Genomic DNA, 15,417 nt, shown 5'->3' with positions numbered 1-15,417 from the left:
AATCTGTTTGCGGTTCGTTGGTAAATCTGTTTGTGGTTCAATCTGTCCCCTAGCACTCAAATTTTCAGACCGCTTGGACTGGTTGAGTTTTTTATAGGTTTTCTGTAGGTTTGAATCCATGCAGCCGATGAAGCTGATCACCCATGAAGCGGGTTAGTGAATGAACGGTTGAGTTGGGGATGCATGTTTGAAAGGGCGATCGCCCTATTTTTCAGGGGTCGTATCGTAGGTCAGTTGGTCGGAGACATACCGCTGCGGTTCGACGTGAATTGTCGTTCGCACTGGGCTAAACGCATCTTCCAGTGCTGCTTCGACGGCTTCGGTAATGTCGTGGGCCGTGTCTACATCCTCGGCATTCACCACTAGATGCATTTCGATAAACACCTGCCGCCCTACGACCCCCCGCGAGGCGATGCTGTGGCAGTTCACCACGCCCGGAACTTGGGTGACAATGGCATGAATCTTTTCGGGGGCGATCGCCATTTCATCCACCAGCCAGGGCAAGTTTTCCTTCAAGACCTGCCAACCACTCCAAAAGACCAGCAGCGCCACCGGAAACGCCAGCGCCACATCTAGCCACTGCACCCCCAACACCCACACACCCAACAGTCCAGCCATCACCGTAATCGTCACCCAGACATCGCTCATGGTGTGGCGGGCATCAGCCAGCAGGATAGGGCTGCCAATGCGCTTTCCCACGCGCCGTTCATAAAATGTGACAAAAATATTGATGCCTAGCACCAGCAGCAAGAGCAACAACTCCCAGCCTTCCAAGATCAGCGGTTCGCCACCGCCCAAGATGCGAGTGATGGCCCCCTGCAAAATTTCAAAACAGGCAATTCCCAAAAATGCGCTGATCCCCAAGGCCCCCACCGCTTCAAACTTTTGATGGCCGTAGGGATGACTGCGGTCGGGATAGGGAGACGAGAATCGACTGGCGACCAGCCCCAGGATGTTGTTGGCGGAGTCGGTGACGCTGTGGAGCGCATCGGCCAGCAGGCTGAGGGAACCCGTCAAAAATCCCACGGTCGCCTTTAGCACCATCACTAGCAGATTCAGTCCCAGCGTGATCAGCAGGACGCGGCGCACGGTGGCGCGATGGTCTTGGCGAGTCATAGGCGGTACAGTAGGCAGGAATTAGGCAGAAATTACGCAGAGATACTAACGCGCTTTGGCGTACTTTGGACGTTGAGGCGCTTCGAGAAACGTAACGCTCTGGCAAGGGGCGATCGCCCGCTGACCACCTGCTGATTGTTATTATGAGGTCAATCTTGTAACCAGATGAAAACTCTGACTACAAACCCAAGCTCTCTGGTTGTCAGGCTTTGCGCTGAGTTGCCCTCCAACCCTCAACGGAGCAACGATTCTTGTCTTGCTATCAGTTGCTATCAGTCTTCTAAATCGGGTTACTAGCCTCTCCGTACAGGGTAAATCCCTGCCAGCACAGGTTTTACTGTTCGCACCTCACCATCTGCGCCTGGTCAGTCGTACCTAGCCCGTTGCATCTAGCCCCCTCGCATCTATCCAAGGATCTTCCAATGACGAAGCAAATCATCAAGATCACCGACAGTCGTGCTGTCTTAAAGCGTCGTCCCGCCTATGTCGGTCATCTGCCGCAAAACGAGCAATATAAAGTAGACGCGGGCACTGAGTATGAAATTCAGTCCTACGCCTATGCCGACTCAGCGGGAGATTTTGACGAACACATCAAGTTTGCGCTCAAGGAAGGCAACCTCGGCGGATTCAACACGTGGTATATCTACAATCGCTTTGCCGAAGTGTTGTCGGATGGCGAAGTGGTGTATCCCATCGAAGAGCAAACCGCCGCGCAGATTTTAGAAATCACCCAAGATACGGTCATCAAGCGCCGCCCCGTGCCCGTAGAAGAACTCACTGAAGAAGAAATCTTCAAAGTTTCCAAGGGCATGACCTTTGACCTACATTCCTACGCCTACGCCGATGCCAGCGGTAGCTTGCAAGGGCATATTCGCTTTGCCATCAACAATCCAGAGCAATATATTCGTGGCATCAGCCTGTGGCATGTGTCGGATCAGCAGGCCCAGGTAAAATTTGACGATAGGGTGGTGTATCCGATTCCAGCGGCGGCTCCGGCAGCGGCAATGGCGGCGGCATCTCCGGCGGCGGCACCCAAAACCTTTTCTGGCAAGGAAATCAAGCTTGCTGGAAATCGGGGCACCGTCTATTCTGACCAGCCGATTATCCCCAACGGCTCTTTTACATGGGGCGAGGCGACCCACAACTGCACGCGCCTGCCCCAAACGGCTGAGCATGTGGAGAACATGGTGAAACTGGCGACGCAGCTTGAAAAAGCCCGCCAGCAAATCGGCAAGCCCTTCCGGATTACCTCTTGGTATCGCCCAGAGCCATTCAACTCCAAAGCTGGCGGAGCGCGGCGCAGCCAGCATCTCGGCGGGGGGGCGGTAGATATCGTCGTGCAGGGCTATATGGGGGCAGATCTGGCGAAGATGCTGGTGGGCTGGTGGCCGGGTGGCTTGGGCATTTATGCGGGCAACCGACGGCATATTCTGCATCTTGACGTGGGCGTGAAACGCAAGTGGGGCTTTTGATGACGCAACTGAGATTAAATTTGGTGGAAGGGTCGGTGTCGTTTAACTTTTCGCCAGCAGCCGCGCAGGAGCTAAAGGGGGCGATCGCCACGCTGCTGGAACACCTGAAGGCAGTCTCCGCTAGCAGCACCGGCGGTCGCCCCAGCCCCAAGCCATCTATGGAATATCAGCATACGGGCGAGGTGTTTTTAGAAATTTTCTGCAACCCCAACATCTGGCCCAGTCCCTTTGCGGCGAAGGTGCTGGTGACAGTGCGCGACGACCGCATCCGGCTGACGACCGAAGCCGAACTGACGCGCCTGCTGGAGGATGTGAACGAGTATTTGGGGGTTGAGGGGTAGAGGCTGGATTTTGGATTTTGGATTTCAGGGCTGCTGCGCTGGAGGCGATTGAGTGGCGCTGCGGTTTAGAGGTTGGGTTTTGGGCTTGGGGTTTTGGAAGCCCTACAGAGCCTTGGACAGGCCATCCAAAATCGCCATCCGAAAGCACTAACCCAAGATCCCAAGCCAAGATCTCAACCCAAGATCCCAATCCAAAATCCAAAATTGATTGGTTCCGCATCCTCGCCTCCAGACTAGAAAACAGAAAGGGAGTCCAGCGGTCTGAACTCCCCATTTGAACTGTTGTTTGGGACGCTTGAAAGACTGGAATGCCCAGTCAGTGATCGTCGTCGGCAGCACTCGGAGCCTGCCCGATGCCCAGCGCTTTCTTAGACTGTTTGAGCTGCTTCCAGAGCGATTTAATCTCTTGGTAGGTTTCTTCAGGCGAGAGTTTGCCGTTGGTTTCCAGACCGCACAGCAGGCTGACTCGGTGGGAAAACTCTTGCAGGTTGGCGTTGAACACCAGGTTTTCGGGTTTGACCGGGCCGTAGTAGCGGCTGCGCGGCGCGAAGAAATCAGAGTAATCAGCCATGAATGCCTCCTTGAGGGCTTAACAAGTTCTTAACCTATGGTTAACCTAATTATCCCTAATTTTCAAGGCGATCGCCCACCTCTTAAGGCTTATTCAGGGATCGGGCATGTCATAGGCGCATTGCGGCAAGTCGTTTAGGGCATAGGGCTTGGATAGAAACACGCTGGCCCCCGCCTCCAGCATCCCGTCTCGGTTCAACGCCGTCTCCGACCAGAAGCGTCCTGATAATTATCGAAGGGTCTTTAAGCAGTCTGCACGCGACCGTTAGCTGGCATCTTGGTCAATACCAGAAGTGTTGAATCTTGATGGTAAAACTTTACAAAAAGCACTCTCAAGAGGCGGATTATTGAGAATGGAAGCAATAAGTAGGTCATTACAGGCAGAATTATAGATCTTTTGTACTGGATTCAGCTATGAACTTGCCCTGCTAACATTGCGTTCAACACTTCTGGGTCAATACAAAGTCTTTCTGTAATCATAGGACTTACGCATCTGGAGGATTTCTCGCTGGCTGTGTTCGCGAGAAATCCTTCAAAACCCAGAAGATTTATCGCAGGTGCGTAAGTCCTGAAATAATAGCTTGAAGAAGAAAGATTATGGGAATGCCCTGTGAAGTCAATAGCATCTTAAAGTTAAAGCCTTCTCAAGGCTATCCTTATCAACTTGAGAAGGGAAAGAGATATTCTGCCCAAAAAGAGGGATATAGAATTGTTCCAATAGATGTTCCCATTCCTTTAGTGGATGAGGGTTGGTTTGCTCATGCAGACATTAAAATTCACAAGCTTGTTTGGGAAAACGGAGTTACCAGTATGGATTTCGAGATTGATAGGATATACGAGTCTCCCTTTTTGACCAAAGCTTAGAAGTATGATCAGGGCGCGATGTACAACTGAAGTTGGGGACAGAAAAGTCCAACTGAATGATTCTAAAAATGCGACCTATCTAGACTGAGAGCTAATTTGTAAAGGAGCCTGAAAGCCTTGTTAATCAAGGATTTCCGAGAAACCGCTTTTCCTGGGCAAGCATGACCTCAAAGCCACACATGCCAAGAGTTTCAGGCTTCTTAAGATTTGCTTCATAAATTAGCTCTGAGTGGGGCTAATATTTGGGACTAATATTTGGGACTAATATTTTTATCGAAATTAGTAAAAGTGGCGATCGCGCTTTGAACCCTTGCTGGCGGTCGCTTTAAGTTTCGTTGCAAATCTGAGCCTTTGGCGGGCGATCGCCCTCTTCCTGTGGTTTCTTGAAAGGGAACAAACACAGCCCTGATTTTTCTCGCAGGGTGGCAATGTTGTGATGGGTAGGCAGCAGGATGGATGGGTTTTGGCGATCGCCCCTGGAGTCTGGCAGAAGACGGCTGAACTGGCGCTGGGTCGGGCTGGCGATCGCTCTCTGTATCAGTCTTCTGGCAGTTGGACGAATGGGGCTAGCGCAGCAGCCGACCCATGTTTCAGTGCTGATTCAGGCCTTAGAGGGCACGCAATGGGCCTCGCTCATTCAGGAATTTGAGGCGCAAAATCCCGACATCAAGCTAGACGTGATCGAGGGCCCCAATGCCACCAATCTGGTCGAAGACCTCTACACCTCGTCGTTTTTGCTGGGCGACTCGCCCTACGACTTGGTGTACATGGATATCGTCTGGGTGCCCAAGTTTGCGGCGGCGGGCTGGTTAATGGACTTGAGCGATCGCGCGGCCCAGAGCGACTTCTCAGATTTTCTGACCACCGACATCGACGGCGGCCGCTACCGCGACGGACTATACCGCATTCCCCTCCGCTCCGATGCCGGAATGCTCTACTACCGCACCGACATTCTGGAACAGCTTGGGGCAACCCCGCCCGACACGTTTGACGAACTGCTGGAGATTTCCCGCGCTGCCAAGCAGGCCGGATTGGCGGACTGGGGCTATGTGTGGCAGGGGCGACAGTATGAGGGGCTGGCGGCGATGTTTGTAGAAATTCTGGAGGGCTTTGGCGCGTTTTGGGTGAATCCGGAGACACGGGAGGTGGGGCTGGACGCTCCAGGGGCGATCGCCGCTGCGGAATTCCTCAAGCGCACCATCGATGAGGGCATCTCGCCACCCGGCGTGACGACCTATCAGGAAAACGAAGCCCTGCGCCTGTTCCAAAGCGGCAACACCGTCTTTATGCGAAGCTGGCCCTACGCCTGGGCGCTCAGCAATACAGAAGATTCCATCATCAAAGGCAAGTTTGGTATCAAGCCGATGGTTCACGCCCCCGGCTACAGCAGCGGCGCATGCCAGGGTGGCTGGGGCTTTGGCATTTCCAAGAGCAGCCGCCATCCCGACGAAGCGTGGCGCGTCATCGAGTTTTTCACTAGCACCGCAGCCCAGCGGCAGTTCATCCTAGAAAGCAGCTACGTCCCCACGAGGCGATCGCTCTTCACCGACCCCGCCATCGTCGAAAAATTCAGCCACTATCCCGCCCTGCTGCCCGTCCTCGACGCCACCGTCCTGCGTCCCCCCATCGGTCAATACGCCCAAGCCTCCGACATCCTCCAGCGCTACCTCAGCGCCGCCATCACCGGCCGCAGTTCGCCCGCAGACGCAATGCAGGCAGCCGCAGCGGAAACCCGACGACTGTTAGGAACGTAGCTTAGAAAACCCAGAAGCCCAGAAAGGCATAGATATTAGGACGTAAGCCACCATCCTTCGTTCGCACACCCAAAATCCAAAACCCAAAATCCAAAATCCCCATGCCCCAACCGACTCTCCAACAACGCGATTCGCGAAGCGATCCCTATGGGAATCGCCGCACGGGCTGGCTGCTAGTGGCTCCGGCGCTGCTGCTGCTGGCGGTGGTGTATGCCTATCCGATTCTGCGGGCGTTTTGGCTGGGGCTGTTTACCCAGAATTTGGGGACGGAGCTACAGCCAGTGTTTTCGGGCTTCGAGAATCTGGGGCGGATGGCGGCGGATGGGCGCTTCTGGCAGAGTCTGGGGAATACGACGGTGTTCACACTGGCGTCGCTGACGCTGGAGCTGATTTTGGGCATGGGCATGGCGCTGGTGCTAAATCAGGCGTTTCGCGGGCGCGGCTGGGTGCGGACGATCGCCATTTTGCCCTGGGCGCTGCCGACCGCGCTGATTGCGCTGGGCTGGGTGTGGATTTTCAACGACCAATACGGCGTGTGGAATGACATCCTGATGCGGCTGGGCATTTTGCAATCGGGCGTGAACTGGCTAGGCGACCCGACGCTGGCTATGCTGGCGCTGATCGCGGCGGATGTGTGGAAGACGACCTCCTTTGTGGCAATTTTGCTGCTGGCGGGGTTGCAGTCCATCCCGCAAGACCTTTATGAAGCGCACGCGATGGACGGAGCCACCCGCTGGCAAAGCTTCCGCCAAATTACGCTGCCGCTGCTAATGCCGCAGATTGTGATTGCGTCGCTGTTTCGCTTTGCTCAGGCGTTTGGCATTTTTGATCTGGTGCAGGTGATGACGGGTGGCGGCCCGGCAGGCGCAACGGAAACCGTGTCCGTCTATATCTATGCCACGGTGATGCGCTATCTCGACTTTGGCTATGGCGCGGCGCTGGTGGTGGTCACATTTTTGCTGCTGGTGGCGGTGGTGGCGATCGCCACGCTGCTCCTGGCCAAAGCCCGCAGTGCCTCAGGAGAAACAGGATGACGACTCAGCCGATTTCGACCGACACGCCGCGCAGCCGAATTTCTTGGCGACAGGTAGGAATGATGGGGGCGATCGCCCTCGTCGTCATCCTCAGCCTCGCGCCCATCCTGTGGCAGGTGTTGACCTCGGTGAAAACAAACGCCGACATTTCCGCCGTGCCCAATGTCTATTTCCCCACCCGCTTCACGCTCCAGCACTATGCGGAACTGTTCAGCCGCCGCCCGTTCCTCACCTACATGCTGAACAGCCTCTTGATTGCGGTGATTTCCACGGTGCTCTGTTTGGCGATCGGCACGCCCGCCGCCTACGCCCTAGCGCGATTAAGACTCCCCGGCGAAAACCTACTGCTCTCGCTGATCCTGATCGTCACGCTGTTTCCTTACATCCTGCTGTTTCTAGGTCTGCTGGAACTGGTGCGGGCTGCGGGCTTAGGCAACAACTACCTGGCGCTGATCATTCCCTACACTGCGATCAACCTGCCCCTGACGATTTTGGTGATGCGGAGTTTCTTTCAGCAGCTTCCCCGCGACCTAGAAGACTCCGCCAAGGTCGATGGCTACAATACGGGGCAAATGCTGACGCAAATCCTGCTGCCGCTCACCGCCCCTGCCCTCGTCACCACGGGCATTCTGGCGTTCATCTTCGCCTGGAACGAGTTCATCTTTGCGCTCACCTTCATCACCCGCGAGTCGATGAAAACCGTCCCCGTTGCCGCTGCCCAAATCGGCGGCACCAGCATCTTTGAGGTGCCCTACGGCCCGCTCGCCGCCGCCACCGTCATCGGCACGCTGCCGCTGGTCGTGCTCGTCCTCCTGTTCCAGCGCCGCATCGTCCAGGGCCTCACCTCCGGCGCGGTGAAGGGCTAATCCAGCGATGAACTTTGATTTTGGCTCTCTGCACCCCTAACTCCCATGTCTAAACTCGAATTGCAACACCTCAATAAAACCTACAGCGCCAGCGTCGTGCCCGTGAAAGACTTGAGCCTGGCGGTGGGAGACGGCGAGTTTTTGACGCTGCTGGGGCCGTCGGGGTGCGGCAAATCTACGATTTTGCGGATGATTGCGGGGTTGGAGCAGCCGACGCGGGGCGAGGTGGTGATTGGCGATCGCCCCGTCACCCACATCCCACCGGGCGATCGCAACATTGCGATGGTCTTTCAGAGCTACGCACTCTACCCGCACCTGTCGGTATTCGACAACATTGCGTCGGGACTAAAGCTGCGGCGGGTTCCCCCAGAGGAAATTCGGCAGCGGGTCGCCTCTGCGTCCGAGGCGCTGGGGCTAGGGAATTTGCTAGATCGTAAGCCTGGTCAGCTTTCGGGGGGGCAGCGTCAGCGGGTAGCACTGGGTCGAGCCCTCGTTCGGCAGCCAGAGGTGTTTTTGCTGGATGAGCCGCTCAGCAACCTGGATGCCCTGCTGCGCGAACAGGTGCGGGCAGACCTGAAGCAGCTTTTTGCAGAACAGCAAGCCCCCGTCGTCTACGTTACCCACGATCAGACCGAAGCCATGACCCTTTCGACGAAGGTTGCCGTGCTGAACAACGGCGAACTCCAGCAGCTCGCGCCGCCTGCGGAGATCTATCGCCACCCGGCTAATCGCTTTGTGGCAGGCTTCGTCGGCAGTCCCCAAATGAACCTGTTTGACCTGACCTGCGAAAACGGGTTTGCCCTGCTTAACAATGCCAAAATTCCCTTGCCCGATCGCCTCAAGTCCCTTTCTGCCGTTACCCTCGGCATTCGCCCAGAACAGGTTCGGCTCGCTCGAACGGGCGATCGCACGCTGATCAACGGCAGCGTGTTTCTGACCGAACATCTGGGCATGAACAATCTTGTCAGCATTCGCATTCCCGGCGCGAACGATCGCACGCTGCGGGCGCTGCTGCCGATGGATGCGGTGTGGAACTCAGACGAGATGGCGCTAGCACTGCCGCCGGAGCATCTGCACTGGTTTGACGCGGAAACGGGCGATCGCCTATGACTCGCTTTCTTGTTGCTCTGGACAATCCAAACTGTCAATCCAAAATCCAAAATCCGAAGTCTCAAAATCCAAAACCAGCCTTAACAGCCCGCATCGCCCACGACTGGAACCTCCACCATTGCGCCGTTCCGCTCGACCTGAATTGTGCCATCGGCGATCGCCACGCTTTCGATTTCGCCTTCTGCGCCTAGCGTCACGGTGACGGTTGCGGTGATGGTTCCGTCAGTGCTGCGAAACATCTGGGTCGTTTTTTGTCCATAGAAATCTTGTCCGCTGCCATCGACTCGGCTAAACGCCACCAAGTTGCCGTCAATCAGCATCCGCATCGACCCGTCTTCGATGCCGTTGAAAAAGACGTATTGCTCGCGGGATGTGCGGTCTGCCTTCCAGAGCGCCATCCCACAGCCGTAGAGGTTGTTTTCTGCAAGGGAAAACTCGCCCACACGGGGCGCAGGAGCCATCGGCGGCGTTTCAGGATTAGTTCCAACCTCGACCGCCAGCCCACAGCCTGCCAGCAGGAAGGACATTAGCGCTGCGGTCAGTCGTTGTTTCATTACAGGTTCCCCAGTCTCCAGACTCCAGTAATAGTTATTAAACTCGCATAGACGCATCAAGCAAAGCCCCGGTTCCCTACAACGAGAAAAACCGGGGCCTGCGAGAAACCGTAGGGTTTGTAGCTACTCAGCAGACACAGCGCTGGCATCGGCGGCTTCGGGGGCGATCGCCGTTCCAGCCGAGGGCGAATCTGGCTCCTTAAAGACGATCCGCAGCAGGGCAGGCGCAATGAAGGTCGTGCCGATCACCATCACGATAATGGCAGCCTCCAGCGACTTCGACAGCACACCCGTCGCGGAACCCACACCCACAAACACCAGACCGACCTCGCCCCGGGGCACCATGCCCACGCCGATCGCCAATCGGTTAATCCCCGGCTTGCCAAACACGCCCAACCCCGTTACCAGCTTGCCCAAAAACGCAACTGCCAGCAGGAAAATTGCAATAATCAGCCCTTCACGGTTCTCCGGGTTAAATGGGTTCAGCACGCTGACATCGGTACGCGCTCCCACCACCACAAAGAAAATGGGCACGAGCATATCGGCGATCGGGATAATTTGCTCTTCTAGCTCTTCCCGCTTTTCGGTTTCTGCCAGAACCAGCCCCGCCGCAAACGCACCCAAGATTCCTTCTAGCTGAATGGCTGCACCGATATAGGCAAGTCCGAAAGCAAAAATCAGCGAGGCAATCAGCAATTGCCCCCGCGTTTTCAGTCGATCCACCAGCGCCACAAAGAAGGGGCTGAGCAATCGTCCCAAAAAGATGGAGCCGATGAGAAACACGGCCGCGCTGACCACCAGGTAAATTACGTTGCCGATCTGGACTTCGCCCGTCTTGGCCAGACTAGCGACCACTGCCAGCACGATAATGCCCAGCACATCGTCCAACACCGCCGCGCCGATAATAATCTGACCTTCGGGCGAACTTAGCTTCTGGATTTCTGCCAGCACTTTGGCAGTGATGCCAATGCTGGTCGCTGTCAGCGCGGCTCCGGCAAAAATGGCGGGCACCGTCGGCACCCCAAACAGCAGCATGAGTCCGGCTGTACCTGCGGCAAAGGGAACCACGACCCCAATCACGGCGACGACCGCCGCCTGGGGGCCGACGCGGATGAGTTCCTTCAAATCGGACTCTAGCCCAATTTCAAACAGCAGGATGATGACCCCAATTTCGGCTAGCACAGAGATGACTTCGCTCTCTGCCTGAAAAACGCTGCCTGCCGCCTCAGTGCCAACGCCGCTTGTCGCCTCAATCAGCCGCATAATCAGGGAGCCAGATTCCTGGAACCCGCTTTCGGGAAACACTAGCAGATGGAGGGCCGATACCCCGACCACCACGCCGCCAATTAGCTCTCCTAGCACGGGGGGTAGCCCCACGCGGACGCAGAGTTCGCCGCCTGCCTTGGCCGCCAGATAGACCACAATCAGGCTGACTAATACGCTACCGAGAACAAAGGTTGCTTCCTCCGGAGAAGCAGACTCGGCGACCACCGAGAAGGCATTTTGGGAAGCGGGGTTAAACCACAGGGCAGAAATGTCTAAACCGAATGGATGAAACAAAGTAGCCGGACTCAGCATTCACTTGACAAGACTCGTCCTGTTTACTTTACCGTGAGTATTCCTGCGTAAAACAGCGATCGCCCCTGGATATTCTTCAAGATCTCCAGACAATTACTGAAAACACAAGCATCCTAGGCTTCGATAAAAGTTGTAGAAACGGGCAATTAGTAGAACTAAACCCTGGATTTTTCCATCAACAAACATAAAGAAGTTCGATAGCAGTGGCGCTAGAAGTGGCCTGGCACATTAGCCGCAAATCGCTTTCTACCTTAGATAAACACCCGGTGCTGCAAAGACGGCATCTGCCGCCGCACTTGCGCTAGCCGAGAGGGTTCAATGGAGGCGATCGCCACGCCAGGTTTCTCTTCTACTTCTGCCAAAATCAGACCCCATGGGTCGATAATCGCCGCGTGTCCGTGGGACTGTCGCCGCGCATTGTGTTTGCCCGTTTGAGCGGGCGCAATCACGTAGCAGGTGTTTTCGATCGCCCGCGCCTGGAGCAAAACCTGCCAGTGATCTTTGCCCGTATAAGCGGTAAAGGCCGCGGGCACAAACAGCACCTCCGCCCCCATCTGCGCCAGGTGACGATAGAGTTCAGGAAAGCGCACGTCATAGCAGACCGATAGCCCCAGATTGCCGAAGTCTTTGGAGGGGTAGATCGGGGGCAGTTGCGTTCCGGCTAGGACAATGCTCGATTCCTGGTAGGTGTTGCCGTCTGGCAGGTTCACGTCAAACAGATGTACCTTTTCATAGCGGGCCAGTTCGCTGCCGCTGGGGTCTACCAGCAGGGCGGTGTTGTAGACTTTGCCTGTGCCCGTGGGAACCGGGAAGCCACCCCCCAACAGCGTCACCTGATAGCGCTGGGCCATGGTTTTTAGAAATTTTTCGCTGCCCTGGGCGATCGCCTCTGCCTGGGCTAGCTTCGCGTCTTCATCGCCCAAAAATGAAAAATTCTCTGGCAGCCCAATCAGTTCCGCACCCTGACGCACCGCCAAATCGATTAAATCTTCTGCCTGAGCCAGATTTTTATCCAGATCTGGCACGCTATTCATTTGCACTGCTGCCGCTAGATAAGACCTCATGATTCCTTGCGATTGAAAACCATACTCCCATTCAGCCCAAAATATTCGTCCTTCTCATCATGGCGGGCGATCGCGCTGCGAGAGGACTTTGCGACCCGCCTACACCTGACCCAAACCTCCCCTAAAACGACAAACGACGCGCCCTGAGCGGGATAGCGATTCGCGAAGCGATCCCTGCGGGCATCGCCCAGTTTGGTGCTGCCACATGCGGAGAACGTCTCTCTTGCACATCTCACTGACCTGAGATCAAGGTACATGGCGCATCAAAGGGTTTAGAAACGGGCGTAGTAAGTATCGTGCCTAATTTTAGCCCTATTCTTTCCCGATTCCTTTGGGACTTATGTGGTCGAACGTGTAGTCGAAAGATTTCTTATAGCCCGCGCTTCACCATCTGCTTCACAAAGGGGTCAGCGGCTTCTACGGATGTAGCGTGTCAATTTACACTCTATCGGGCGCTGAATCTTCACCAAATTTTCAAATAGATGTTCTTGATACATAACTAGATGAATCTTCTATGAACTTCATTCATCAGCCTGTTGTCGAATGCTCTCTTATGACCATTTAATGTCTAAGCAATAGAGCCTACTCACTCTGTTTGATTGCTTCACTGGTCTTCTCGACATCGACACATCTCGCTGCCTTTCAGAACCAACTCTGGTTTTGTTCAGGGCGATCGCACTTGGAGTCGAAGTCATCAGCCGGGGTGCTGGCCTTAGGCGTGCAGTTTTTACGAGCCTTTCACTATATTTTTGAATGTTGCGTTTGAGGGAATTTCAGAAATTTTTCGCAAGAGATTTTTTAGCTATCTGCCGAGTCATACTTGCGTGTAAATTCTGAGTTTGCATCTGAGTTCACAGTTTCCCCCCCATCAGCGGTGAACGGCAAGATTCAACCCTGTTCGTCAACCTTGATGAAACCCCTTCTCAACTTGTCCCCCCAATGCAGTATCTTAGTGTGCAGCGCTTGATCGCAAGCTTTTTGGGCGGGCGGTCAAAGGTTCGGCAAACTGGCTACAGTATTAGCCGCTGCTTCATACTAAGTTCATAGTGTGAGGTCGGTTGAGGAGTCAAAGGATTAACCAGAGCGTTAGGCTCAACAACAGGTTTTACGAGTCCGAAGTGTCTCTAGTCAAGGTATTTAGTCAAGGTATCTGGAAGGTTGACCCGGTAGAATTTTGCAGCCCAGTATTAACCTTCCGGCAGCGCTTAGCTTGTCTGTATTTGATTCGTCTGTGTTTAGTTGTGGCGAGAGGTACTTGCTACAGCCTGACTCAAGAAATTTAACCAGTCTCTTCGGTATATCAAGCCCTTTTTTACGCTTGCGTTCGCTCAGTTGCCCACCCGACACAAACCTGGAAGTCATGCTAGATCTAAAACTTCACGACACCACAGCAGACCCCCTGCCACCTGTCGGAGAATCTAGTCCTCATCTTAAAGATTCGCTGTTGGCAGACTATGGAACCAGTTTCGAGGACACCTGTTCTGTTGAAGCGATGCTGGAATCCACCCAATCGAGATGCCAGGTTAGCCAATTTTTCATACAGGCGCTTCAAAATGGTCGCAAGACGATTTTGATGACAAACCTGCTGCATACCCCGTCGAGGTCTACCGAGTCAGGTACGGTCTGGTCGCTGGGTCGCAGTTCCACCTGTGCGATCGCCCTCGATAACCCGTCCGTCTCTCGCTGCCATGCGGTGATTGGCTATCACCCCGACGAAGGGCTTTACATTTCCGACCTCAACAGCAGCAACGGCACCTGGGTTAACCGTCGTCGCGTCCCCCCAATGCAGCGCATCCCGCTCCAAGATGGCGACATTGTGCGGCTGGGCACCTTAGATATTGAGTTCTTTGTCTCTAGCACAGCCACAGCCCCATCCGCCTTTCAGGACATTACCCGCTTCTAGTTCTAGCTTCCAGTTCCACTTCTAAGTTCTGGCTGTAAGTTTTCGCTTCTAGTTTTCTAAAGGCACAGGGGCGAATCCTTGCTACAGTTGGGCGTAAGCGCCGAAAAGAGCGCCTTTTTTGTTCGTTTTGCCCGACTTGCTATGCTGCTCTTTCTCCAGGTCATTCTCTGCGTTAGCTTGGTGGTGTGGGTGGGGGCGCGGCTGTCGCAGAGTGCCGATGTGCTGGCAGAAGAGACCGGGCTAGGGCGCAGTTGGGTCGGCGCAATCTTGTTGGCAGGGGCGACCTCGCTGCCAGAACTGGCCAGCGGCATCAGCGCAGTGGCGCTGTTTCAAGTCCCCGATCTGGCGGTGGGCGGCGTGCTGGGAAGCTGCCTGTTTAACCTGCTGATTTTGGTGATTGTGGACATTTTTACGGGGCCAGAACCGCTGCTGCGACAGGTGCAGGTGAGTCATGGGCTATCGGCGGGACTGGGCTGCGTCATGCTGGGCATGGCAGCGGCGGGTATTTTGCTGGCGGAGCGGGGCGTGGATCTGACGCTGGGGTGGGTTGCGCTGCCGAGTGTGTTGCTGCTGCTGCTATATGCCGTGAGTGCCCGGTTGATTGCTCAGTTTGAACTGCGCCGCCGCACCCAACTGCTAGAGGAGGAAGCCGGAGCCTTGCAGTATGGTCATATTTCGCAGCGGCGAGCGTATAGCACTTTTGGGCTGCTGGCGATCGCCATTGTGGTGCTGGGCATCTGGCTGGCCGCCCTGGGCGATCGCGTGGCTGTGGTTACGGGGCTAGGGGAAAGCTTTGTTGGGGCGCTGCTGCTGGCGGCGGCCACCTCCTTGCCCGAAGTCGTGTCGTCGCTGACGGCGATTCGCCTGAATGCCGCTGACCTAGCGGTGTCCAATATTTTTGGCTCTAACCTGTTCAATTTGGCGATTCTAGGCATTTACGCCGTGGCTTATTTACGCGGCAGTTTGTTTAGCGAAATCAACCATCTGATTCATGCTTTCGCCACCGTCATTGCCATCATGATGACGGCGATCGCCTTGGTGGGGCTGATCTATCGAGCCAGTCAGCGATCGCGCCTTCACCTGACCTGGGACGGTGTGGCGATTTTGCTGCTCTATGTTGGTGGGATGTATGCGATCTATCGAGGGTAAGGCAGCGGAAGCAAGGGGGCCTGAAAGCAAGCACCCTGCTCA

14 protein-coding genes are annotated in these 15,417 nt (G+C 55.3%); 9 read left to right on the top strand and 5 right to left on the bottom strand.

Annotation, left to right across the window (positions count from 1 at the left end):
• Positions 1-204: 204 nt before the first annotated feature.
• Positions 205-1,116, bottom strand: coding sequence for a cation diffusion facilitator family transporter (locus JTM80_RS18235; protein WP_172357408.1), 912 nt, complete (start codon positions 1,114-1,116; stop codon positions 205-207).
• Positions 1,117-1,538: 422 nt separating this feature from the next.
• Here JTM80_RS18235 and JTM80_RS18230 point away from each other — a divergent pair, with 422 nt between their 5' ends.
• On the top strand, positions 1,539-2,588 hold the full coding sequence (locus JTM80_RS18230) for a D-Ala-D-Ala carboxypeptidase family metallohydrolase (protein ID WP_205370012.1): 1,050 nt from the start codon (positions 1,539-1,541) through the stop codon (positions 2,586-2,588).
• Complete coding sequence (locus JTM80_RS18225) at positions 2,588-2,929, top strand: hypothetical protein (protein ID WP_172357412.1); 342 nt, start codon at positions 2,588-2,590, stop codon at positions 2,927-2,929. Before JTM80_RS18230 ends, JTM80_RS18225 begins: the two co-directional genes overlap by 1 nt.
• Positions 2,930-3,245: 316 nt before the next feature.
• Here JTM80_RS18225 and JTM80_RS18220 read toward each other — a convergent pair whose 3' ends face one another.
• On the bottom strand, positions 3,246-3,500 hold the full coding sequence (locus JTM80_RS18220) for a hypothetical protein (RefSeq protein ID WP_172357414.1): 255 nt from the start codon (positions 3,498-3,500) through the stop codon (positions 3,246-3,248).
• A 596-nt stretch (positions 3,501-4,096) separates the two neighbouring features.
• On the opposite strand from JTM80_RS18220, the gene JTM80_RS18215 reads away from it, so the two are divergent.
• The 5 genes from JTM80_RS18215 to JTM80_RS18195 all read left to right on the top strand — a co-directional run bounded on the left by JTM80_RS18215 (position 4,097) and on the right by JTM80_RS18195 (position 9,127).
• Complete coding sequence (locus JTM80_RS18215; RefSeq protein ID WP_172357416.1) at positions 4,097-4,363, top strand: DUF2584 family protein; 267 nt, start codon at positions 4,097-4,099, stop codon at positions 4,361-4,363.
• 452 nt (positions 4,364-4,815) lie between these two features.
• Positions 4,816-6,117 (top strand): ABC transporter substrate-binding protein, encoded by a 1,302-nt coding sequence (locus JTM80_RS18210; RefSeq protein WP_172357418.1) that lies wholly within the window; start codon positions 4,816-4,818, stop codon positions 6,115-6,117.
• A gap of 101 nt (positions 6,118-6,218) precedes the next feature.
• Positions 6,219-7,151, top strand: coding sequence for a carbohydrate ABC transporter permease (locus JTM80_RS18205; RefSeq protein WP_172357420.1), 933 nt, complete (start codon positions 6,219-6,221; stop codon positions 7,149-7,151).
• Positions 7,152-7,210: 59 nt separating this feature from the next.
• The gene (locus JTM80_RS18200; protein WP_390820376.1) at positions 7,211-8,017 is read left to right on the top strand and encodes a carbohydrate ABC transporter permease; all 807 of its coding nucleotides are present in this window, start codon (positions 7,211-7,213) and stop codon (positions 8,015-8,017) included.
• A gap of 45 nt (positions 8,018-8,062) precedes the next feature.
• A complete protein-coding gene (locus JTM80_RS18195; RefSeq protein WP_172357424.1) occupies positions 8,063-9,127 on the top strand; it encodes an ABC transporter ATP-binding protein in 1,065 nt (354 codons plus the stop codon).
• 80 nt (positions 9,128-9,207) lie between these two features.
• Here JTM80_RS18195 and JTM80_RS18190 read toward each other — a convergent pair whose 3' ends face one another.
• The 3 genes from JTM80_RS18190 to JTM80_RS18180 form a co-directional block, all read right to left on the bottom strand.
• Positions 9,208-9,681 (bottom strand): hypothetical protein, encoded by a 474-nt coding sequence (locus tag JTM80_RS18190; protein WP_172357426.1) that lies wholly within the window; start codon positions 9,679-9,681, stop codon positions 9,208-9,210.
• Positions 9,682-9,804: 123 nt separating this feature from the next.
• A complete protein-coding gene (locus tag JTM80_RS18185) occupies positions 9,805-11,172 on the bottom strand; it encodes a cation:proton antiporter (RefSeq protein WP_225906882.1) in 1,368 nt (455 codons plus the stop codon).
• 338 nt (positions 11,173-11,510) lie between these two features.
• The gene (locus JTM80_RS18180; RefSeq protein WP_172357430.1) at positions 11,511-12,323 is read right to left on the bottom strand and encodes a carbon-nitrogen hydrolase family protein; all 813 of its coding nucleotides are present in this window, start codon (positions 12,321-12,323) and stop codon (positions 11,511-11,513) included.
• Between the two features lie 1,573 nt (positions 12,324-13,896).
• Between JTM80_RS18180 and JTM80_RS18175 the strand changes: the two genes are divergently transcribed.
• Positions 13,897-14,226 (top strand): FHA domain-containing protein, encoded by a 330-nt coding sequence (locus tag JTM80_RS18175; RefSeq protein WP_205370007.1) that lies wholly within the window; start codon positions 13,897-13,899, stop codon positions 14,224-14,226.
• Positions 14,227-14,367: 141 nt separating this feature from the next.
• Positions 14,368-15,375, top strand: a complete 1,008-nt coding sequence (locus JTM80_RS18170) for a sodium:calcium antiporter (RefSeq protein WP_172357434.1) — start codon at positions 14,368-14,370, stop codon at positions 15,373-15,375.
• The last annotated feature ends 42 nt before the right edge of the window (positions 15,376-15,417 follow it).

It is taken from the genome of Thermoleptolyngbya sp. PKUAC-SCTB121, from assembly GCF_016919485.1.
Taxonomy (GTDB): domain Bacteria; phylum Cyanobacteriota; class Cyanobacteriia; order Elainellales; family Elainellaceae; genus Thermoleptolyngbya; species Thermoleptolyngbya sichuanensis.
This window is presented reverse-complemented; position numbering and strand designations above follow the sequence as displayed.

Coding starts and splice junctions, on each gene's coding strand:
- JTM80_RS18235 (WP_172357408.1), bottom strand. CDS start 1,116: ATGACTCGCCAAGACCATCGCGCCACCGTGCGCCGCGTCCTGCTGATC.
- JTM80_RS18230 (WP_205370012.1), top strand. CDS start 1,539: ATGACGAAGCAAATCATCAAGATCACCGACAGTCGTGCTGTCTTAAAG.
- JTM80_RS18225 (WP_172357412.1), top strand. CDS start 2,588: ATGACGCAACTGAGATTAAATTTGGTGGAAGGGTCGGTGTCGTTTAAC.
- JTM80_RS18220 (WP_172357414.1), bottom strand. CDS start 3,500: ATGGCTGATTACTCTGATTTCTTCGCGCCGCGCAGCCGCTACTACGGC.
- JTM80_RS18215 (WP_172357416.1), top strand. CDS start 4,097: ATGGGAATGCCCTGTGAAGTCAATAGCATCTTAAAGTTAAAGCCTTCT.
- JTM80_RS18210 (WP_172357418.1), top strand. CDS start 4,816: ATGGATGGGTTTTGGCGATCGCCCCTGGAGTCTGGCAGAAGACGGCTG.
- JTM80_RS18205 (WP_172357420.1), top strand. CDS start 6,219: ATGCCCCAACCGACTCTCCAACAACGCGATTCGCGAAGCGATCCCTAT.
- JTM80_RS18200 (WP_390820376.1), top strand. CDS start 7,211: ATGATGGGGGCGATCGCCCTCGTCGTCATCCTCAGCCTCGCGCCCATC.
- JTM80_RS18195 (WP_172357424.1), top strand. CDS start 8,063: ATGTCTAAACTCGAATTGCAACACCTCAATAAAACCTACAGCGCCAGC.
- JTM80_RS18190 (WP_172357426.1), bottom strand. CDS start 9,681: ATGAAACAACGACTGACCGCAGCGCTAATGTCCTTCCTGCTGGCAGGC.
- JTM80_RS18180 (WP_172357430.1), bottom strand. CDS start 12,323: ATGAGGTCTTATCTAGCGGCAGCAGTGCAAATGAATAGCGTGCCAGAT.
- JTM80_RS18175 (WP_205370007.1), top strand. CDS start 13,897: ATGACAAACCTGCTGCATACCCCGTCGAGGTCTACCGAGTCAGGTACG.
- JTM80_RS18170 (WP_172357434.1), top strand. CDS start 14,368: ATGCTGCTCTTTCTCCAGGTCATTCTCTGCGTTAGCTTGGTGGTGTGG.